The sequence below is a fragment of the Daejeonella sp. genome (assembly GCF_030684675.1).
GTDB lineage: Bacteria > Bacteroidota > Bacteroidia > Sphingobacteriales > Sphingobacteriaceae > Daejeonella.
In genome coordinates this window covers 35,094-57,634 of sequence record NZ_JAUXXZ010000050.1, presented here as the reverse complement: position 1 = coordinate 57,634, position 22,541 = coordinate 35,094, and the positions used below count along the sequence as shown (strand labels likewise).

General features: G+C 36.1%; 22 protein-coding genes. All 22 read left to right on the top strand.

Features of this window, described 5'->3' with window-relative positions; translation table 11 throughout:
• Entirely contained in the window at positions 1–969 is a 969-nt protein-coding gene (locus tag Q8M41_RS10510) for a Gfo/Idh/MocA family protein (RefSeq protein WP_305365226.1), read from the top strand.
• Between the two features lie 10 nt (positions 970–979).
• On the top strand, positions 980–1,909 hold the full coding sequence (locus Q8M41_RS10505) for a methionyl-tRNA formyltransferase (protein ID WP_305365225.1): 930 nt from the start codon (positions 980–982) through the stop codon (positions 1,907–1,909).
• Between the two features lie 11 nt (positions 1,910–1,920).
• Entirely contained in the window at positions 1,921–3,087 is a 1,167-nt protein-coding gene (locus tag Q8M41_RS10500) for an N-acetyl sugar amidotransferase (protein ID WP_305365224.1), read from the top strand.
• Positions 3,088–3,089: 2 nt separating this feature from the next.
• Positions 3,090–3,707 carry an imidazole glycerol phosphate synthase subunit HisH gene (gene hisH, locus Q8M41_RS10495; protein WP_305365223.1) on the top strand — a complete coding sequence of 206 codons (618 nt, stop codon included), beginning with the start codon at positions 3,090–3,092 and terminating at the stop codon, positions 3,705–3,707.
• A complete protein-coding gene (locus Q8M41_RS10490; RefSeq protein ID WP_305365222.1) occupies positions 3,701–4,465 on the top strand; it encodes an AglZ/HisF2 family acetamidino modification protein in 765 nt (254 codons plus the stop codon). Before hisH ends, Q8M41_RS10490 begins: the two co-directional genes overlap by 7 nt.
• A 223-nt stretch (positions 4,466–4,688) precedes the next feature.
• On the top strand, positions 4,689–5,975 hold the full coding sequence (locus Q8M41_RS10485) for a hypothetical protein (RefSeq protein ID WP_305365221.1): 1,287 nt from the start codon (positions 4,689–4,691) through the stop codon (positions 5,973–5,975).
• 27 nt (positions 5,976–6,002) lie between these two features.
• Positions 6,003–6,968 carry a class I SAM-dependent methyltransferase gene (locus Q8M41_RS10480; protein ID WP_305365220.1) on the top strand — a complete coding sequence of 322 codons (966 nt, stop codon included), beginning with the start codon at positions 6,003–6,005 and terminating at the stop codon, positions 6,966–6,968.
• A gap of 10 nt (positions 6,969–6,978) precedes the next feature.
• Positions 6,979–7,593 carry a trans-aconitate 2-methyltransferase gene (locus Q8M41_RS10475; RefSeq protein ID WP_305365219.1) on the top strand — a complete coding sequence of 205 codons (615 nt, stop codon included), beginning with the start codon at positions 6,979–6,981 and terminating at the stop codon, positions 7,591–7,593.
• Entirely contained in the window at positions 7,590–8,294 is a 705-nt protein-coding gene (locus Q8M41_RS10470; protein WP_305365218.1) for a cytidylyltransferase domain-containing protein, read from the top strand. The genes Q8M41_RS10475 and Q8M41_RS10470 overlap by 4 nt, the downstream gene beginning before the upstream one ends.
• Position 8,295: 1 nt before the next feature.
• A complete protein-coding gene (locus tag Q8M41_RS10465; RefSeq protein WP_305365217.1) occupies positions 8,296–9,489 on the top strand; it encodes a surface carbohydrate biosynthesis protein in 1,194 nt (397 codons plus the stop codon).
• A gap of 79 nt (positions 9,490–9,568) precedes the next feature.
• Positions 9,569–10,237, top strand: a complete 669-nt coding sequence (locus Q8M41_RS10460; protein WP_305365216.1) for a hypothetical protein — start codon at positions 9,569–9,571, stop codon at positions 10,235–10,237.
• 68 nt (positions 10,238–10,305) lie between these two features.
• Entirely contained in the window at positions 10,306–11,331 is a 1,026-nt protein-coding gene (locus Q8M41_RS10455) for a hypothetical protein (protein WP_305365215.1), read from the top strand.
• A gap of 13 nt (positions 11,332–11,344) precedes the next feature.
• Entirely contained in the window at positions 11,345–13,234 is a 1,890-nt protein-coding gene (gene asnB, locus Q8M41_RS10450; protein WP_305365214.1) for an asparagine synthase (glutamine-hydrolyzing), read from the top strand.
• A gap of 41 nt (positions 13,235–13,275) precedes the next feature.
• Positions 13,276–14,142, top strand: a complete 867-nt coding sequence (locus Q8M41_RS10445) for a class I SAM-dependent methyltransferase (protein WP_305365213.1) — start codon at positions 13,276–13,278, stop codon at positions 14,140–14,142.
• 4 nt (positions 14,143–14,146) lie between these two features.
• Entirely contained in the window at positions 14,147–15,130 is a 984-nt protein-coding gene (locus tag Q8M41_RS10440) for an NAD(P)-dependent oxidoreductase (RefSeq protein ID WP_305365212.1), read from the top strand.
• Between the two features lie 6 nt (positions 15,131–15,136).
• A complete protein-coding gene (locus tag Q8M41_RS10435; RefSeq protein ID WP_305365211.1) occupies positions 15,137–16,285 on the top strand; it encodes a LegC family aminotransferase in 1,149 nt (382 codons plus the stop codon).
• Entirely contained in the window at positions 16,275–16,904 is a 630-nt protein-coding gene (locus Q8M41_RS10430) for a NeuD/PglB/VioB family sugar acetyltransferase (RefSeq protein ID WP_305365210.1), read from the top strand. Before Q8M41_RS10435 ends, Q8M41_RS10430 begins: the two co-directional genes overlap by 11 nt.
• Positions 16,901–17,926 carry an N-acetylneuraminate synthase gene (gene neuB / locus Q8M41_RS10425; protein WP_305365209.1) on the top strand — a complete coding sequence of 342 codons (1,026 nt, stop codon included), beginning with the start codon at positions 16,901–16,903 and terminating at the stop codon, positions 17,924–17,926. The genes Q8M41_RS10430 and neuB overlap by 4 nt, the downstream gene beginning before the upstream one ends.
• Positions 17,923–19,101, top strand: a complete 1,179-nt coding sequence (gene neuC / locus Q8M41_RS10420) for a UDP-N-acetylglucosamine 2-epimerase (RefSeq protein ID WP_305365208.1) — start codon at positions 17,923–17,925, stop codon at positions 19,099–19,101. Before neuB ends, neuC begins: the two co-directional genes overlap by 4 nt.
• A 43-nt stretch (positions 19,102–19,144) precedes the next feature.
• Complete coding sequence (locus tag Q8M41_RS10415) at positions 19,145–20,188, top strand: nucleotidyltransferase family protein (RefSeq protein ID WP_305365207.1); 1,044 nt, start codon at positions 19,145–19,147, stop codon at positions 20,186–20,188.
• Positions 20,189–20,190: 2 nt separating this feature from the next.
• Positions 20,191–21,348, top strand: coding sequence for an iron-containing alcohol dehydrogenase (locus Q8M41_RS10410; protein ID WP_305365206.1), 1,158 nt, complete (start codon positions 20,191–20,193; stop codon positions 21,346–21,348).
• Positions 21,349–21,371: 23 nt separating this feature from the next.
• On the top strand, positions 21,372–22,538 hold the full coding sequence (locus tag Q8M41_RS10405) for a DegT/DnrJ/EryC1/StrS aminotransferase family protein (RefSeq protein ID WP_305365205.1): 1,167 nt from the start codon (positions 21,372–21,374) through the stop codon (positions 22,536–22,538).
• Positions 22,539–22,541 lie beyond the last annotated feature (3 nt).

Sequence of the window (22,541 nt, the reverse complement as noted above, 5' to 3'; positions counted from 1 at the left end):
GTGAAAATAGGTGTTATTGGTTCGGGCTCAATGGGACAAAATCACATTAGAGTTTTAAGAAATATGCCTGAAGTGGATGAAATCATTATCGCAGATAATAACCAATCCAATTTAGATCATGCGAAAAAAAAATTTGGAATTGACAAAGCATTCGAAGATTATGAGGTATTAATTCAGCAAAGGCCTGATGGTATAATTGTAGCTACTCCGCCTGTCACTCACCGAAAGATAGCCCTTTCGGCAATAGAGGCAGGAATAAATGTACTTGTTGAAAAGCCTATCGCCCACAATTTGGCTGATGCTGAAGAGATGATTTTAGCTGCTGAACGTAAGGGAATTGTTTTCACAGTCGGGCATGTTGAGAGATTTAATCCGGTGATAACAAAAATTAAGGAGTTTCTTGATAACAAGTTTCTTGACAATATTTATATCATTAATACTTATAGATGTGGTCCTTTTCCTAAACGCCTCTTGGGAAATACAGAAGGGGTATTAATTGATTTAGCGGTCCATGATCTGGATATTATAAATTATTTAGGGGGGAAAGTAAATAATATACACTCACAGGTAATAAAGGCCGGCAAGCAGGAAATTTATGTGAAGGCCATTATGGATCTGGAAAATGGAATTAAAGCTTCTAGTGAATTTAGCTGGATATCCCCACGTTACAAGCGGACCATCGAAATATTTGGTAATTCTGGAATGCTCCTTGGAGATTATTTTAATCAGGAAGTAACATTCTATGAAAATAGTGATTTTGATTATCGATCATCGTTAACAAATGAGTCCTTTCTTGGTTATGGACTTGTCACTGCCGGGAAAATAATTAAGTACCCGATGTACAAGCAAGAGCCCCTCTTGCTGGAATTGACTGACTTTGTTCAAGCGATTAAAGGCATTTCTAAAGTTTTTATAAATCCAAGGGAAGCGTTATATGTGCTAGAAAATGCACTGTTGATTAATCCCTAACTCGTTATCAGTGGGAAATATCAATAAGGTTTTGTTTATAGGGAGTAAGAAGCTCGGCTTGAATTGCTTAAAGGCAATTCGTACCGTTTCTGAAAATACAATAAGTGGCGTGTTAACTATTGATGATTCTATGGATCCACGAAGTGTTCTTCAAGAGTATATCACGTATTGTAAGGAAAATAATATCAAATTATCAATTGCAAAGAATAGAAAGGACTCGGAACAGATAATTGTTTACGAGAATCCGGAACTATGCTTGGTAATTTGTTGGTATTGGCTATTCACCAAAACTATATTGGAAACTGTACCATTTGGATTTATTGGCTTGCACAACTCACTCTTACCCAAATATCGTGGTGGGTCGCCCTTGGTATGGAATATCATTAACGGAGAAGAAACTGTTGGTTTTTCACTCTTCTCATTTACAGAAAGAATGGATGATGGAGTGATTTGGCATCAATATAAATATAACCCTGATCCAAATTCAAATATTTCCACTATACTGGACCATTTAGAAGAAGCCGCGGCCGAGGTTTTAAAAAGTAATTATGTTGCGCTTCTGAATAGAGGGATAGTACCCTACGAGCAAAATCATGAACTGGCATCTTACTGTGCACAGCGGATACCAGAAGATGGGCTCATAAACTGGAATAATTCTGCCTTAGCCATTTTTAATTTCATCCGCGCTCAGGCATCACCCTATCCGGGAGCTTATACTTTTTATAAACGTGAAAAGCTTATTATTTGGGAGACTCGAATTGATGAAAGGCAGTTTTATGGTACGCCAGGTCAGGTCGCTGAAATAAATAATGAAGGTGTATTTGTTGTGTGTGGAGATAGTAAATGCTTATTATTAATGGACATTGAACTCGGGTCTAGAAAGGGTAAATCCCATGAAATTATAAAATCCATACACGCTAGGTTTAATTCAGATACTTAATTAAGAAACAAATGTTACAATCAAAGGATATTTCTGAAGCAACGGTTCAAATATGTACAAGATGTATATATGATGAACGGGTATCTAGTATCACTTTCGATGTCAATGGTGTTTGCAATTATTGCAGACAGGTTGATGATCTTACTTTAGAATATGGAACTGGCACTGAAAAGGGCTTAAAAATATTTTCGGAGATAATTGAGGAAGTGAAAAGAGATGGCAAGGGTAAAACATACGACTGCATAGTTGGAGTAAGTGGTGGTACAGATTCATCTTATATGATAATGAAAGCTCTCGAATGGGGTCTGAGACCTTTGGCTGTACATTATGATAATACCTGGAACTCATCGATCGCGACAGAAAACATCAGAAAGGTATTGAGTAAACTTAAAGTCGATCTCTTCACCCACGTGACTGATAACAAGGAATCTGATGACATTTTCAAGTCTTTTTTTCTGGCCGGGGTTACTGAAATTGAGGCAGCGACAGACCTTGCTCTGGCTGAAACCATGTATCGTGCTGCTGATAGATGGGGCGTCAAATATGTCTTTGAGGGCCATTCTTTTATTACTGAGGGGATTACACCTGTTGGGAAAAACTATTTTGATGGAAAATACATTAAGTCAATCCACAAGCAATACGGAACGCGGCCGATGAAAACCTATCCGTTGATGACCTTTTATAATTTTCTGAAATGGACACTTTTTAAGCGTATAAGAAAGATTAGGCCATTTTGGTATTTGGAATATAATAAAGAGGAGGCTCGAGCAATTCTGGAGAAGGAATATGATTGGGAGTATTATGGTGGTCATCATCTGGAAAATAGGATGACTGCGTTTCTACATAGTGTTTATGCACCTGGTAAATTCGGTGCGGACTTTCGAAATAATACTCTGGCAGCGTTAGTTAGGAACGGAAAAATGTCTAGAGCTGAGGCATGGGAATTATATAATACAGAACCCCATATTCCGGATGATCTTGTTAATTATTTCAAAAAGAGATTGGGTTTGACAGATCAGGAATACGATCATATTATGAGTCAGCCACCTAGATTTTGGACTGAATTTCCGACATATAAGAAGAGGTTTGAGCTACTTAGACCATTATTTTATTTTTTAGCAAAAAGGAATTTGGTTCCAATGAGTTTTTACCTGAAGTACTGTTTACCTGTAAAATAGTTATGATCGCAATTGTCGATTACGGCATGGGCAATCTCGGTTCGGTTGCTAATATGTTTAAAAAAGTAGGTGTATTAGCGCAGATAACGTCTGATCCAGACGTTATTATGGCTTCGCCAAAAATCTTATTACCGGGCGTCGGGTCTTTTGATTCTGCGATGCAGCGTATCAATTCTTCCGGGCTTAAGGAAGTTCTGGACTATAAAGCGTTAGTTGAGAAAATTCCAATTTTAGGGATTTGTTTGGGAATGCAGTTATTGATGGACGGTAGCGAAGAGGGTGAACTTTCGGGTTTGGGATGGATACCGGGCATGGCTTATCACTTTAAAGGGAGAATTGATAGCCAACTCAAGGTTCCACATATGGGTTGGAACGTCGCGACAGTTACCAAGGTAAATGGGCTTACGGAAAATTTTAATGGGGAACTAAGATATTATTTTGTTCATTCATATTTTGTTCGTGCCAAAGATCCCTCGGACTCAATTATGAGAACCAAATATGGTGTAGAATTTGACTCAGCGGTGGCGAGTGGCAATGTTTACGGCGCTCAGTTCCACCCGGAAAAGAGCCACAAGTTTGGTATGAGATTGTTTGAAAACTTTGCAAAAATTAAATGTTGAGAATTCGTGTTATTCCGTGTTTGCAATTGGTTGAAGAATCTTTAGTTAAAACTATCCGTTTCGGTGACCCAGGGTATATCGGTGATCCAATCAATACGGTGAGGATTTTTAATGAATTGGAAGTCGATGAACTGTGTTTTCTCGATATTAGGGCAACACTTGAAAAGCGCCCTCCCAACTTTAAAATATTGAGAGAGATTGCCGACGAATGCTTTATGCCATTATCATATGGTGGCGGTGTTGATGATAGTGAGACTGCCAAAAAAATCCTTTCTATAGGTTTTGAAAAAATCATATTGAACACTGCGGCAATTGAAAATCCTTTTCTAGTTAGCGAAATTGCAAATCACTCGGGTAATCAAAGTGTTCTCGTATCAATAGACATAAAACGGAATCTTTGGGGGAATTATCAGGTTTATAGTCATTGTGGCACTAAAAGGCAAAACCATAATCCTGTCGACCTGGCGAAAACGATGGAAGATTTCGGAGCCGGAGAATTGCTAGTCACGTCAATGGATAGGGATGGTACATGGACCGGATATGATATCGATATTTTGAAGAAGATATCTGACGCCGTTAATATACCGGTAATTGCAAATGGAGGCGCAGGAAAATTAGATCATATCGATGAAATAATATCTAAAACAAATATATCGGCTGTAGCGTTGGGGAGCATGGTAGTTTACCAGAAAAAGGGAATGGGCGTATTGGTGAATTTTCCTGATAGAAATTTGTTAGAAGCGGCATTGAAAATATAATTGTATGATTTGGTTTTTTATATCACTTACTATATTATTTGGACTTTTTCGTTACTTATTTCTTAGACTAAATACGAAAATCTGGAATTATTTTTCAGATGGACCATACGGCGATGCTTCTACCTATTTCTTCCTGATTCAATTTTTCAGAACCAGTTCATGCGGATTTTCTGATCCACGATGTCTAATTTCAAAAGATTCTGTTTTGGTCCCCTCACTTTATATGAAAATAATAGGAAAGCTTTTAGGTGACAGAATTTTATTTAATAATTCCTGGATGCCTAATTTATTTATACATATCATTTCGGTTGCTTGTTTCCTCAGCTTTCTCTACCTGAATATTAGTGTTAATACAGAGGTATTGGTTTCAATTATACTTCTATTCCTTGTTCAACCAGATAATATAGGATTAGATAAGCATAGAATTCAATACAGCGTTTTGCAACCAAGATACTTTGGATTAGTTGTGAACTCATTTTTATGGCTGACTTATATACATTATGGTATTACAGTAGAGTCCTTCGCCTTGATTTGTTTTTTGCTGATTGTTTCCATCAATACGTCCATATTTTGCAGACAATCTTCTTTGTTTTCAATTTTATTGGTTTCCCTAGTTAGCTTTGATGGGTACTTGTTTTTGACTTTACCTTTAGCGATATTAATTTCAATTGTGCTTTTTCCTAAAGAATTTCTTCCAAGTGTCATTCCACAGTTAAAGTATTCTTTTCAATATTTTTTAAATTACTATAAGCCAAGGCCATCCAATAATGTTTTTGTCCATTTAATTAAGAATGTCATAGCAAGGCCTGTCTTTGAATCGTACCCATATTTCACCTCATTTTTAGTTTTATTTATCTCTGGCTTTTTTATATGGTCTGCAACAGATTTTACTTCCAACGAGTATTTTATATTCAAGAGACTTTTTACCGTTTACTTTGCGTTGGCAGTGATATTTATGATGACTGGCATTAGAAAGTTTGCATTTTTGGGGGAATGCTGGCGCTACTTTTCATTTGCTACTTATTTTTCTTCGTCGGTTTATTTACCTATTTTGATTTTTAACCTTTCGGTCTCTTATAAGACCAAGATTGTTTTTGTGCTACTCTTGATAATAACTAGTATTGTACTAGCCGTGTTAATTTCTAAGGATTTATTTGAAAATAAGAATAAGTATTTGATTAGCTTACTTAAGGTTGTTCCTCAAGACCTTAAAAACGCTGTTTGGTATAGTGTGCCGTACCGGGCATCCACTCTAGCGGTAGCTCTTGGCTATGGAGAAAAAACTTTTGAATATCAGTATGGAAATCATTCAAAAGAAATACATGAGATGTATTTTTCAGAATACCCGTTTTTGAAATGGGATAAGCAATTTTTAGAAGAGAATAAAGTCAGTCACATCCTTGTAGAAAAAGAATACCTGCATCGAGCCTATGAAAAAAGTGGATTTTCTATCGTAGGCTTAGATTTGGTATCAGAAAATCAACATTTTTCAGTTTATAGGTATCATTAATTAAATTAGCAAAATAATCTAAACTATATGTCTTACGCAAAAGCAATCAACGAATTTCTAAGAATCGACATCGCATCGATGAGACCGGTCGATTTCATAGCAAAAATGAACCAGGCTAAATCAGAGTGGGTAGATCGGGTGAAGTCGAAATCCGGGTACCGTCCTCAAAGTATGTGTCTGATTTGTGGTTCTGATAGGAGGGATTTGTTTGTTGATTTAAACAATGGGATATCCGTTTATCAGTGCAATGATTGCACTTTGGCTTATGTTGATCCATTTCCTGTTTACGCTGGAGATGTTTATGAAGAAACATACTTCAATAAATCTCTTGTGTCTTATGATAGCATGAGAGAATATAGGATCAAGAGGTTTGGTATGGAGCGAATTCGACTAATCCAAAAATATGTTCAAAATGGTAAGCTGTTGGATATCGGATGCGGTGTTGGGTGGTTTCTGGAAGGAGCTAAAAGTGCCGGTTTCGAAATATATGGTCAGGAGATATCAAAAGAGCTGGCTGGTTTCACGTCAGAAAAATTAGGCATTCCTGTATTTAGTGAACATTTATCAGAGATAAAAGAAAGCTTCGATGTAATAACCATGTTTGATTTGCTGGAACATGTAATGGATCCATTAAAGTTAATCGAAGAATCTAAGGCTCTCTTAAACCCTGGCGGAATCATCGTTGTGTTCACACCAAACTTTGATTCATTGGGCATACAGCAATTAAAACAGGATTCTTCATTGGTATGTCCTCCTGCACATTTAACTTATTTTACCAAACAAAGTGTTGAAAAATTGGCCCACCTGACAGGTATGGAATTAGTCCACCTCGAAACAAAAGGAATGGACATTGCAGATATACATGCATATTATAATCATATTGGTAAGAAAGAAGCTGCTACAGAAATGGCTAATTTATTTGAGCAACTTCAAGCGATCGTTGATCAGGCCGGGGCAGCAAATCATATGAGATTTATTTATAAAAAAGGCTAAGCTATTGTATATGAATTGCAATGATTATATAATCAAGAATAATAAAGACTTCACTAGAGACTTTGAAACTATGTACAGGGAAGTGGCGGATCCTTGGGGGCAAGAAGCGCGCGGCCTTGAAGATACCAGCTTCAAAGTGTTAGTTTCTGCACTAAAGCATTTATATCAGGGTGGTCGGATTGTTGATATTGGGTGCGGGCCAGGGCATCTCAGTAAGGCATTTAAGCAAGAGTTAGCAGCTGAGGAATACATAGGGTGTGACATTTCAGAAGCTGCAATTCTCAAAGCGAAATTAGCTTATCCTGACTTATTCTTTCATCAACTTAATATTATAGAATCTACGCTGGACCTTAAAGCAAATCTGGTGACTGCCCTGAAAACGTTATATTATTGTGCACCTGAGATAGATATTACAATTTCTCATATCAACTCAATGCTTGTAACCAATGGCTTGTTTGCGTACTCTTATAACATAAAAGGCGATTCATTTACTAAACAATTTCTGAATATTGAAACATTACGTGAAAAGATGGAAAGTGCGGGTTTCAAAAAAGTCTATATATCAGACTATTACATGTCAGATGAACGTATTGCGATAGATATATTTCAGAAAATCGGCAAATGATTCTTATATATATTCCTGCGAGAGGTGGTTCTAAGGGAATTCCGTTAAAAAATCTTTCCTACTTGAATGGAAAGCCGCTTTTATATTATACGTTAAGTATAGCGAAAGCCTTAGAACAAGAACTTGAAGACGAAGTGATGATCTTCGTATCTTCTGATGATGAAAAGATATTAGATTACTGTAGTAAACAAGGTTTCCAAACAGATTACAAGCGCCCTGATTACCTATCTGATGATACGGCTACAATCATAGATGGTTTAAAGGATGCTTTAAATTGGCTAGAAGATAATAAATCAGTTTATCCAGATGAAATCTTGCTTCTACAAGTGACTTCGCCAATCCGATCTTTAAATCATATCCTGAGTATGATTAAACAATTTAGAATTGATGAATTGGCTTCTTCATTTAGTGTAATTCCGATAAGGCAACATCCGAATGAATGTATTCGAATGAATGAAGATAATTGGGAATATCTACAAAAGCCAGTTTCTGGCAACCAAAGGCAAGCATATCAGGAAAATTTCTTTTTTATAGATGGCTCTTACTACCTAATCAAAAAGGAATTCCTTTTTGAGCATAGCTGCTTTATCCATCCGTCTATTTCGAAACCATTCATTTTAGACGACAAAAATGCAATCGATATTGATGAACCTGAAGATCTTCTGCTTGCTGAAGCAATCTTGAAAAGCAGAGAGCAATAATATGCACAGGTCTTATATCTACATACTTATCGAAGTTGCAAAACGAGAATTGGATTCGAGGATGTTATTAGCAACTAAACTTGCTAACAAAGGATACAGTGTCGTTGTAGGAGAAAAGAACCAAATATTGTGGAATATCATTTCAGGAAAATATCCACCAGGTGTTATTTTCGATAAGTGTGCGCAATTTGTTGATTCGAAACGATTTGAAATTGTACACCAAAAAGGATTTGTCTATACAGTGCTAGATGAAGAAGGACTGATTACTAATTGTTCGTATTTCAACAACCATCGTTTTAGTAAGAGGGCAGAAAATTTTGTAGCTGCAAATTTTGTTACTGGAAATAATCTTAATGAAATACTACTTTCTGCATACCCCAATACCAGGAATATTGTCTCCGGAAATCCGAGATACGCGATGTTATTGCCTGAATGGAGAGCATGGTTTAAAAAAGAGTTTGATCTTATTAAAAACAAGTATGGCTCGTTTGTTTTGATTGTCAGTTCTTTCAACCCCTATCCTGAAGTTTATAAATATGCGCTTAAGGGAATGAAAGAAATGGATGATAAATTCAAATTATTGATGGAGTCTTACTTACAGGACAATAAAGATACCGGACTTAACTTTGTACTAAGGCCTCATCCATCGGATCAACCATATGTTTATGATGCAATTCAGATCGACGACCGATATAATATTATTCCATGGATTATAGCTTCAGAGTATATTATTAACGCAAAATGCACAACAAGTCTCGAAGCATTTATTTCAGGAAAAAGAGCATACACTTGGAAAATCCCCACTAGAGAACCGGCTTATAGGCTTGCTAATTTTTTCGCAGATGACTTGACTGAGCTGGATCAGAGTTTAACTGACAAACTTAATATAAAGAGGAAAGAGATACTTCACCGATTACTCTCCAATGCTGACTCAGCTAATAGGGCATTTGATATGATTGTTGAAAAACTTGAAAACCTCTCATTTAAGTCTGCACTATCCATAAGGAAATCTTCAATTCATAAGATGATGCATTTGAAAAATAAATTGCGATTTGTGTTAAATGGGGATAATTATAATAGGATAAGACAGAAATTTACTGAGTCGGATATTAATTATGCGCATGAAAAAGTTTCTGCGGAATGTCCGGATATAAAAATTATTGTTACTGACTTGGTCATGGAAATTAATTGTTAAATTCATATAAAATAAAGTTATTATGTTAGGAGAACTATATCAAAGAATTATAGTAAAGTACGGTGACTTAAGAGCATCTATGAAGGGGCCATTAGGAGAGCAAGGTTATTGTGTTATCTCTAATTATTTTAATGAATATGATTTGGCGCTATTTCCTGAAGTGTCAAGGAGCTTGATCGGTAGTGAGGAATCAAAAGATATACTTCTTAAATTCCCTTTCCTTTCAAAGCCTTTATTTGACCCAAAAGTTATTAGCATAGTTCGTGATTATCTTGGTCCAAAAGCTGTACTTGATTACGCATCCGGTAGGCGTTTTCTTTCTTCTGGATCAAAATCTGATGAATGGCATCATGATTCTGTCGGACATCGCATAAAGATATTCATGTGTATAACAGATCAGGACGATACCACACATACCGAAATCGTTCCATCATCTCATCGTATTAAGTATTCTAATTATCGTGATAGTAAAATGGCTTTAGAGGATGTGAAAGCGGTTGGTAAAATAATTAAAGTGATAGGAAAGAAAAATGACCTAATAATTTTTGATACCAACTTATTGCACAAAGGAGTATATAGCCAGGTGCCCAGAGAAATTGTTCAATTTGAGTTCACTGATATCCGTAAGTCGATGATGAGGGGCCACGTAGGTATGAGAATGTGTTCATTCCATAAAAGCATAACAGATAGCCCCCTTGTTGCAGCAAAATATTTAAAGAATTCGGGGGACTCGGTGCATTTTGCATAAATTTTGTTTTGGTGACTTTTAAGAAGGTATATTTTTTAACTTTAATTTTAAGTTTAGTTAAATTGCTATTGGCCTTTATAACCTTCTCAACAAACAATCTTGATTTTGGCAGCCAGGTTATAGGATATGATGAGATTAGCTGGCAGAATTCTAGTTTATTTTTTTACGAAAATGGACTTGGATTTGATGCGATCAAAGCCTCATTTATGCAGGATAATGCATTTATGAATGGCGGGTGGCCCTATATGATTGGCTTATTTCATAATATATTTGGTGCCCAATATACAAACGCCATTATTGTAAGAATAATCATCTTTTTTATTGCAGCGAATTCATTATATAGGTTACTGTTAGATAAAGGACACCGGAAGACTTCTGCAATAATAAGTGTATTGTTTTTGTCTTTCTACCATCCATTTCTTGCTGCTGATGCGACTTATTTACGGGATGACTTAATTGTTTATATGATTATTTTACTCCTGAGGTTGTCAAGTGTTAAAAGTAGTTTAGGTGCGCTAATTGCAATTCCATTGTTCCTAGTTTTCACTTATTTCCTGGTATTAACACGTCCGGCTGGATTCCTCGTTTTTATTAGTTTATATCTTTTTTATTTTAGGTTGTTTAGGGTTAAGCACTTATTTTTCTTAATACCACCATTTATTGCTATTTCAGTAGCAGGACAAAATATCTTTTCTTACACTTGGATCTTCCTAAGTACCTATCGTCCTGATTTGGGGCAAATTGCATTTCTTTCACTTAAATATTATTTCGGTCCGTTTCCATGGAACATGTATGGGGTGGATAGTGGTTATAATCCAGCATGGTATTTTTTAACGCTTTCGATTATTTTGGTATCATTTATATTTAAAGATTTTTATTATTTCCTGATTAAAGAATGGAAAACTATTCTTGCATTGTTCTTTGTGGGATTATTTCCTTACATCATCAGCAATCAAAACCTTGATGCAGTAGGACCAAGACAATTTGCAATGGTTGGTCCTTTTCTGTTCATAATTTTATATTGTGAGTTAATTACTGAATTTTTATTACGTCTGTTTAAAGCAAGAACTACAACAAGTCTTCAGCAGGGATAAATTAATATATTAGATGTGTAGGATTGCAGGTTATTTTAAACATAAGACATCAAAAATTGATTTTGATGTAGTTGATGACATGATTCAGTTAATGAAGCATGGAGGTCCTGATAATCAGCATGTTGATTTTTTTCCTCAAGGTGTGCTTGGACATGCTAGATTATCAATTTTGGATCTTTCAGATGCGGCTAATCAACCTTTTAAATGGTCGTATTATATCATATGCTATAATGGAGAAATTTACAACTACAGAGAGATAAGAAATGATCTAATAAAGATTGGTTATTCATTTGAAACGTCCTCAGATACTGAAGTAATTTTAAAATCGTATGACGCCTGGGGACTAAGTTGTTTAAACAAATTTATCGGAATGTTTGCCTTTGCTCTTTGGGATGATAAGAATGCTCATTTCATTTTATCAAGAGACAGGGTTGGTGTTAAACCATTACATTATGCAAGACATAAGGGTGGGATATATTTTTTTTCCGAATTGAAGGCGGTTCATGCGATACCAGACTTTAAATTAGAAATTGATCATAGTGTTGTGCCTGATTATTTACGAAAGGGATATGTATCAGGGGATCAGTGCATATTTAAGAGAGTAGAAAAAGTTAAACCAGGCTCCGCTGTAATTTTTGACATATCGATGAACTGTATTAGCGAAGTTTATTGGAATGCGTCAACGGCCACCTTTGGCGCTTACGAAGGAAACTACGAACAAGCAAAAGAAGAGGTTAAAAATGCCTTAATTAAAAGTGTTGATTACAGGTTAATTTCAGATGTTCCTGTTGGGGTGTTTTTGAGTGGTGGAATTGATTCTAGCCTCGTTACAGCTATAGCCGCTTCTGAGTTAAATATAAATTTGAAAACGTTTACAATTGCGTTTGATAATCCAAAATATAATGAAGCACTTCTTGCACGAAAGATAGCTTCAACTTTTAAAACTGAACATTACGAATTTAAATGTAATGAAAGTACTCTGCTTGACCTTTTCGACGAACTAGCATGTGTATATGATGAGCCTTTTGGGGATGCTAGTGCTCTACCCACACTTTTTCTTTCGAGTCAAACCCGGGAGTATGTGAAGGTCTCACTCGGTGGTGATGGTGGTGACGAGGTGTTTGGTGGTTATGTAAAGTATAAATTTGCAAAATCTTTTAATACTAATCCCTTACTTTACAAGACCCTTGGGACGATGATGAGGAATTTAGGGGTTGAAAATAGCTCAAGGATATGCGAGATATTGCTAAGTGGCAGATATAAAAATATAGGAACTAAAGTTCGAAAGTTCATTAATGCAAGTTCTTCAAATGATGTATTTAGTTTTTTTGATAGTGGATCTGATTTTATTGAAGACACACATCTTTCCAAATGTTTCCTTTATCCCTCAAGTTTGTCACGTCGTTCTATGAATAAAGAAGAGTTAAGCAATGATTATCTATTAAATGAGCTAGGTTTATTTGATGTGAATTATTACCTACCTGATGATCTTTTAGTCAAGGTTGACCGAGCGAGTATGCGATATGGGTTAGAAGCCAGGGAGCCACTGCTGGACCACAATCTGATAGCACTTGGACTTTCCCTTCCTGATAGATGGAAATTAGCACACGGAGAAACTAAGTCGATTCTTCGTGATATTCTAGGAAATTATTTGCCTAAGTCAATAACTCAGGCCCCTAAAGCAGGCTTTTCTGTTCCGGTTGCAGACTGGCTGTTAAACGATTTGGCTCATGAAATAGCCAAGTTGAAATCTGACACAATGTTCTTTCAGATTTTCAAATTTAATCAAAGTTATTTGGTGAATCTTATAAATAGTTTTTATGAGGGTAAAAATACAGTAGACCCTCAGTTTATATGGAATCTATTAATGTTATATAAATGGTCGAAAAAATGGCTAACATAGTTTATATTTGTTGAGGCTAACAATAAAATATTAACAATCTAATGAACACTAGTTTCTCTAATCTAATACCAGAGTCTGCAAAAAATTTTATCCGAAACTTTAGAGATCGAAAAGATTTAAAAAAGCTTGAGCGGGCGAACGTCTCTGTCGAGAACCTTAAAAAGTTAGATTCGGATGATGAGTTTGAATTGATTTTTAATTCCGAAAAGTATAAAAGCCTATGGGATTCAGTTAGCAAGGAATTGCAAGGATTAGATCTTCCTGATAATACGGGGGGGGTTAATACAGGAGATCAAAGAGCAATAGCTTATTTGATTTGGCATTTCAAACCATCCAAAATACTTGAAATTGGTACTCATATAGGTTGCTCAACTGTTCACCTATCTGTTGCACAACGTGAATTAAAATTAGTTAATGGGGTATCAGGTATTGTAACTGTCGATATTAGAGATGTAAATAGCGCTGAAAAACCATGGATTGCATATAAAGCACCTATGTCACCCCTTGATTTAGTTACAAAAGTTAACTATAGTGATAAAGTGACTTTTCGGTGTCAACCTTCTGTAGAGTACCTTGCTCAATGTCAGGATAAATATGATTTAATATTTCTCGATGGAGGGCATTCAGCTGAACTTGTTTATAGGGAATTACCTTTGGCATGTAGGCTCCTTAACAGAAATGGAATCATCCTTTTACATGACTATTTCCCTAATAACAAACCTATTTGGGTTAACAATTCGATTATACCGGGGCCTTATCTTGCCACTGAGCGACTAATCGGTGAGGGATGTAATATCGAAATAAGACCATTAGGTGCCCTTCCTTGGCCTACAAAACAAAATTCACATTACACCTCTCTTGCGCTTTGTACGAGAGGAAATATTAATGTCACTAATTATATCCCATAGCTTTATGAATAAAACAAAAGTATTAGTTACCGGCGGTGCTGGTTATATTGGTTCGGTATTAGTCCGGTTATTATTGGATAAAGGTTATTATGTCAAAGTATTAGATAATCTATCATTCGGTGGTGAACCTATTCTTGATCTTCTAAACAGAAATGATTTTGAATTTATTAAAGGCGATATACGGGATGCCTCTATCGTATCACGAGCCTTAGAGGGAGTTACCTTTCTTGCCCATCTTGCTTCGATCGTTGGTGATCCTGCATGTGCTGTAGATCCGGATCTTACGAAATCTATCAATATCGATGGGTCGGTAAACTTGTATACTCAGGCAGAACTTGCCGGAGTTAAGAAATTCGTTTTTGCCTCTACATGCAGCAACTATGGTAAAATGAAAGACCCGGATTCTTTTGTGAATGAAGAATCAGAACTTGCACCAGTATCACTATATGCAGAAACTAAGGTTCATATCGAAAAATACCTTTTAGGACAGCCTAAAAGTAATAGTTGCGCACCAACTTGCCTTCGTTTTTCAACTGTTTACGGTCTGTCGTTGCGACCTAGATTTGATCTGACTGTTAATGAATTTTCAAAAGATCTGGCACTGGGGAAAGAGCTTACTATATTTGGTGAGCAATTTTGGCGCCCTTATTGCCACGTCGTCGATTTAGCAAGGTCTGTAATTAGTGTCTTTGAGGCTGATTCTAGTAAGACAGCTTTTGATGTATTTAACGTAGGGGATACTGAAGAGAACTATCAGAAACAGATGATAATCGATGTGATTTTGAAGCGTATTCCCGGTGCGTCGGTCAAGTATGTAACCAAAAATGAAGATCCAAGAGATTACAGGGTAAGTTTTGAAAAAATTAAGTCACAACTCGGGTTCAAGATCACCAAAAGAGTTCCAGACGGTGTGGATCAAATTGTAAAAGCAGTTAATGAGGGTTTTATTATAAATCCTGATGATCCTAAATACAGGAATGTCAATTAATTTACTATGACGGAAAGTTTTCAGGAAACAATAAATAAAATTCGAGAAGCTTTTGGGCAGCCAGAGTCATTCATACCATTACATGAGCCTAGGTTTAGAGGGAACGAGAAGAAATATCTCAACGACGCTATCGATTCCACATTTGTATCATCAGTAGGGGCTTATGTTGATAAGGTTGAAATGATGCTAAGTCAAATCGCTCAAACCGAAAAGGCGGTTGCTACTGTAAACGGTACAGCTGGGATTCAAATAGCACTCAAAATGGTGGGAGTATCTGAAGGCGAGGAAGTTATTACTCAGGCCTTAACATTTATTGCTACTGCTAATGCCATCAAACATAATGGAGCAGTACCTGTTTTTTTAGACGTAGATGTCGATACAATGGGTTTGTCTCCAGACGCTGTAAGTAATTTTCTTGAAGAATTTGGAGAAATCCGTGAGAATGGTGTTTATAACAGGAGAACAAACAGAAGGATAGCAGCGTGCCTGCCTATGCATACTTTTGGATTTCCTGTTCATTTAGATAAACTTATTTTGGTTTGTACAAAGTGGAATTTACCTATTGTTGAAGATTCTGCAGAGTCTTTAGGTAGCACATATGGAACCAAACCAACAGGTAGCTTTGGCACTTTAGGCGTATTTTCTTTCAACGGTAATAAAGTTGTCACTAGTGGTGGCGGCGGAGTAATTGTAACAAACAATCATGTAATGGCTGCAAGAGCCAAACATATAACAACGACCGCAAAAATTCCTCATCTATATGAATATGTTCATGATGAGATAGGATTTAATTATAGACTGCCAAATCTCAATGCAGCACTATTGTGTGCACAATTGGAACAGTTGGACACATTTCTAAAATCGAAACGAGAGTTAGCCTCTGAATATCATCAGTATTTCAGTAAAAGCGGTATTCACTTTAGAACAGAGCTTCCAGGAACCACCGCAAATTATTGGCTAATGTGCATCGAATTGGAAACCCGTAAAGAACGTGACCTCTTTTTATCATCTAGTAATAGCGCGGGTGTTATGACAAGACCAATATGGCAATTACTAACAAGGTCGACAATGTATTCTTCTTGTCAGAAAGATGATCAAAAAAATGCAACTTTCTTAGAAGATAGAATTGTAAATGTCCCTAGTAGTGCCAGATAGAAAAATAGCAGTAATAATAGGATATTCAGGTCATGCTTTCGTGCTTGCTGATGCGGCTATTAAATCTGGTATCAACTTGAAATATTATTCAGAAACTACACGTAAAAATAATAATCCTTTCCAATTGGAATACTTAGGCTTCGATGGGAATAGCAACTTCCCGGGATATGGAAAAAAATATCTCTTTATGATAGGAATCGGTGATAATGTTGTCAGAATGAATATTGCTCAGCGACTTTTGTCAATTGGGGAACAATTGACTTCAATCATTCATCCATCTGCTAACATTGCATATAAAGTTTCGGTTGGTAATGGTGTATTTATTTCGGGTAACGCCACTATTAACCCATTATCTATCATAAATGATTATGCTATCATAAATACCGGTTCTATAATAGAGCACGAATGTCACATTGGAACATCAGTACACATTGGGCCAGGAGCTGTTCTAGCAGGAAATGTTAATGTTGGAAATATGTCTTTTATCGGGGCAAATGCAGTAATAAAACAAGGGATATCTATCGGGGCTAATGTGGTAGTTGGTGCAGGTGCAGTAGTCTTAAATAATATACCAGACAATGCTATAGTTGTAGGAAATCCAGCAAAAACTATAAAATGAATAAAAAGGTAATTATTATCGCTGAAGCAGGTGTAAATCACAATGGAGATTTAACTATTGCGAAGAAACTGATAGACGCAGCTGCAGCTGCAGGAGTTGATTTCGTAAAATTTCAAACATTTAAGGCAGATAAAATTGTAACTCAAAACGCGCAGAAGGCTGAATATCAGGTTCGTAATACTAAGGATGGAGATAATTCCCAATATAACATGCTTAAGAAGTTAGAAATGCCTGATGATTGGCATCAGTTTCTAATAGAATATGCCAAGAGTAAAGGGATCCAGTTTCTGTCAACTGCATTTGACAATGATAGTATTGACTTTCTTGATCAACTTGGAATTACTATTCTTAAAATTCCCTCTGGGGAAATTACGAATAAACCTTATCTTAAAAAGATTGCCCAAAAGAAAAAGCCGATAATTCTATCAACGGGAATGTCTGATTTAAGTGAAATTAAACAGGCGATCGAAGTACTAATAAAAGAAGGAGCAGACCGAGATTCAATTACGATACTTCATTGCACAACTGAATATCCAACACCAATGTTAGAAGTAAACCTGCTGGCAATGAATTCGATAAAGGCCCAGCTTGGTTTTGAGGTAGGCTATTCCGATCACACCCTTGGTATTGAAGTTCCTATTGCTGCGGTGGCTTTAGGAGCATCGATTATTGAAAAGCACTTTACTTTAGACAAAAGCATGGCAGGGCCAGATCATTTAGCTTCTCTAGACCCTTCCGAACTTAAGAAAATGGTTACGGCTATTAGGAATATTGAAGCAGCTATTAGTGGCTCAGGAAATAAGGAATTAAGTGTTTCGGAGGCTAAAAATATAGCTATTGCCAGAAAAAGTTTGTTTTTCAAACATTCATTAAAAGCTGGTCATATAGTTGGGCAGGATGACTTAATTTCTCTTAGACCTGGAACTGGTTTGAGTCCGATGGAATCTGACAATATTGTTGGTAGGATCCTTACAGTTGATGTCCTAAAAAATGATTTTGTTCAATTTAATCAATTGGAATGAGGAAAATTTGCGTTGTAACTGGTTCGAGAGCTGAATTTGGTCTGATGTATTGGGTTATGAGGGGCTTACAAGAAGATCCAGATATCAAACTGCAGATTTGCGTGACAGGGATGCATTTGTCACCTGATTTCGGTCTTACTTACAAAGAAATTGAAGCCGCTGGTTTTCTTATTGATGAAAAAGTAGAAATGCTTTTGTCATCTGATACTTCAATAGGGATTTCAAAAAGTATAGGATTGGGAGTAATTAGTATGTCTGAAGCACTTGATCGTTTGAAGCCTGATATTTTGTTTATTTTAGGTGATCGATTTGAAATATTTTCTGTCGCAATCGCAGCAATGGTGGCTAAAATTCCAATTGCTCATTGCCATGGAGGTGAGGTAACGGAGGGGGTAATTGACGAAGCTATAAGGCATAGTATTACTAAGATGTCACATCTTCATTTTACATCAACTGTAGAATACGCTAAACGTGTCATGCAATTAGGTGAAACTCCTGATTATGTGTATAATGTTGGTGCCCTAGGTATTGAAAACATAAATAGGTTAGAATTACTCACCCGATACCAATTTGAAGAATCCATTGGTTTTTCATTGCCCGAAAAGGTTGTTATGGTAACTTTTCATCCTGTTACCCTTGAGAATGCCACTTCAGAAGAGCAATTTGTCAGTTTGTTAAGTGCAATGGATCATTTCCAAGATATTGGAATTATCTTTACAAAACCAAACGCTGATACAGATGGTAGAATAATCGCCAACCTTATCGATAAATATGTATCACAAAATCAAAAACGTTGTGTATCATTCGTTTCACTTGGGCAAATAAGATATTTGTCATCATTGAAATATGTTGACATGGTGATTGGTAATTCATCTAGCGGTTTAATTGAGGTTCCATCCTTTAATATACCCACAGTAAATATTGGGGATAGGCAGAAGGGTAGAATTCGTGCAGACAGCGTCATCGATTGTACCCCAAATACTTCATCCATTATTGAAGCAATTAATGTTGCATACTCTGATTCTTTCAGGGAAAAAATCAAAAACAGTAGGAACCCATATGGTAAGTATAACTCATCTGGTAAAATTATTTCCGTGTTAAAGACTGTTAATTTGAATTCAATTTTGATAAAGTCTTTCAGGGACATTAATTTTAAGTGTAAAGGATTAAGATAACTTTGATAACTCCTTTACCAATTAATTTTTCATATAATAGCTAATGCAGTATAAAAAACATTTAATTCTATCAGGAAGTTCTATAAAATCCGCATTATTTCTTTTAGATAATCTTGGAAAGGATGCAATTCTTTTCGTAGTTGATAAAGATAATAAATTGATTGCTTCCCTTACTGACGGCGATATCAGAAGAGGATTAATTAAGGGATCATCCATAGATGAGGAAATAGATTCAATCAGCCAAAAGCAGCCAAAATATCTGAAAAAGGGAGATAACGACATCCAAAAAGTAATTGGTTACCGTAATGACATGTTGAAAATTGTACCGGTATTAGACGAGTTCGGACGCATTGTTGATATTGTTAATTTTGGTAGAAATCGATCATACCTACCCTTAGATGCAGTTATTATGGCAGGAGGTAAAGGGATGAGATTGAGGCCCCTTACTGAAAATACCCCTAAACCGCTTCTTATGGTTGGTGATAAACCAATCATAGAACATAATATTGGACGATTATCGCTTTATGGTATTAAAACATTGTTCATTTCAGTGAATTACTTGGGTGAACAAATTGAAGATTATTTCAAAGATGGTTCAGAACTTAACATAAGTATAAAATATTTATATGAGAACATGCCACTTGGAACGATCGGTGCCGTTTCCCAAATTGAAAAATTCAATCATAGTAATATTTTGATAACTAATTCTGACTTGCTCACTAATATCGATTATGAAGATTTTTTCTTAGATTTTATCAAGCAAGATGCCGATTTTTCTGTGGTTTCAATTCCATACAATGTAAATGTTCCATATGCAGTCCTAGAGACAAATGAAAATAGCGTTATAAGTTTTAAAGAAAAACCCACGTTTACATATTATTCAAATGGGGGCATTTACCTTATAAAAAAGGAATTGTTGAAAAGCATTCCTCAAAATACTATGTATAATGCTACAGACCTTATGGAGAAACTGATTAAGGAAGGTGCAAAAGTGATTACTTACCCATTGTTGGGTTATTGGCTAGATATTGGTAGTCATGAAGAGTTTAAAAAAGCACAGATAGAATATGAACATATTAAATTTTGAACATGATTGATGTAATAATTAAAACTAGAACAATTATTGGTAAGGGTGGATTGCAGAATATTCCTGATTTTTTATCTGAGAATGGATATAAGAAATACGGCTTTATTGTTGACCAGGCATTTAGATTAAATGAAGATGTTGGAAAGTTGATTACTGAGTTACACGAGAAAGGATTGCATGCTGTCACCTATTATTACGATCTTCCTTTTGAACCCGATTATGAATCTTTAGATAATGTTAAATACCTGTTTAAAGATCGGAATACAAATAGGTCTTTGGTAGATGTGATTGTTGCAGTTGGTGGGGGTAGTGTGATTGACTTTGCAAAAGGGATAGCTACACTAATTGATAATCATGGTGCGGCAACTACATACAAGGGTTTCCCAAAAGACTTAAATCCATCAATCCCGATAGTTGCTGTACCAACAACGGCAGGAACTGCTTCTGAAGTAACATTTAATGCAGTATTTACAGATTCAAAATTGGGCAGAAAATTGGGTATTAACACTCATAACAACTTTCCAGTTCTTGCTATTCTGGATAGTAATATGACCAGAAACTGTCCATATGCAATTGCCCTTTCTTCTGGACTGGACGCCTTGGTTCATGGTTTTGAAAGCTTTGCCTGCAAAAAAAGCAATTATTACACCAGGCTATTTGCAAAACAGGGAATAGTATATTTAATAAATAATATTGAACATGCTCTTAAAGATGTTGAAAACGATCAGGCTCGAGAGAAAATGCAGTTTGGAGCTTATCTAGCTGGAATTTCACTCTATAATGCCGGCTCTGGACCAGCCGGTGCTTTATCCTATCCATTAGGGGTAGTTTGCAAAGTGCCACATGGGATTGCTGGAGGGTTTATACTGCCTTATTTGCTCGAATTCAATGTAAAGAATGGCTATTATGGTTATTTTGAAATTGCTGATGAACTGGCTATCCAAGGTGAAAATGATCGGGAAAAGTGTGAGAAACTAGTTGCCTATTTATTCGATTTGTTTGATAGGTTAGACGTTTGGGCTTTTGCGAAAAAGTACGACATAAAAACAAATAATTCGGCTTTGTCAGAATATATTGATCTTTTACAGGGTGCATTTGATCAGAATCCAGTTAACTTTACTCCATTGGACGGTAAAACTATTTTAAATAAGATTTTTTAATATTCACACTAAAAAGAAAAAAAATGCCAGGTTTTGAATTAATTGACCAACTGGAACGTAATTCAGTTTTGGAAGTATTCGACAAAAGTAACGGTGTATTATTTGCTCACGGCTTTGATGTCCGCAGAAACAATATATTCCGTGTAAGAGATTTTGAAATAAAATTTGCGAAAGCTCTTGGTGGCAGAAAGGCCGCAGCATGTACCTCCGGTACTTCAGCTCAATATATTGCAATGAAATGTTTGGGTATTAAAGCTGGTGACGAGGTTATTACCCAGGCTTTTACATTTATCGCTACTGTCGAAGCCATTCTTGCATGTGGAGCCAAGCCTGTACTGGTCGATATTGATGAAACATATAATATGTCTCCACGAAGTTTAGAAGAAGCTATTACGGACAAAACTAAGTTGATAGTACCTGTTCATATGCTTGGTAATCCGGCAGAAATGGATGCTATTAATGCAATTGCTAAAAAACATAACATTCCGGTACTTGAGGATGCATGTGAAGCCTTGGGGGCAACTTACAAAGGGGTTTCAACCGGGTTATTGTCTGATATAGGTATATTTAGCTTGGACTTTGGAAAAACAATTACAACAGGTGAAGGTGGAATGATCATATCTAACAATGAGAACTTAATAACTACCTGTATGAAATTCATTGACCACGGTCATGATTGTGATATGACTCTGCCGAGAGGGAAAGACACAGCGTCTTTTTATGGATTCAATTATCGTATGAGTGAATTACAGGCTGCTGTCGGCTTAATTCAAGTCGAACGACTTACCCACATTGTTGAAAGCAATAGAAATCATAAGAAGATAATAAAAAACGAGCTAAGCAATTTTACAGATAAAATTAAATTCCGAAGAATTACCGATGAAAATGAGCTGGCAGATACAATTATTTTCAATCTTGAGTCACCGAAATTGGCTGAAAAGCTGATTGGTAATTTGGCTGCCCAAGGTTTAGGTACGAAAAATGTTCCAGACGCAATGAGGTGGCATTTTGCTAAATATTTTAGTCAGGTATGGAATAACACCAGTTATTATAAAAACTATGAAAACCAATGGTCCGTTTCTGACTCTCTTCTTTCACGTTCAGTATCCTTGCCGGTAATGGTTAATTGGTCTGAGAAAGATCTGGAAAAGATTACAGCATCAATCTCGACAGCAATTAGTTTGCTATAGAAA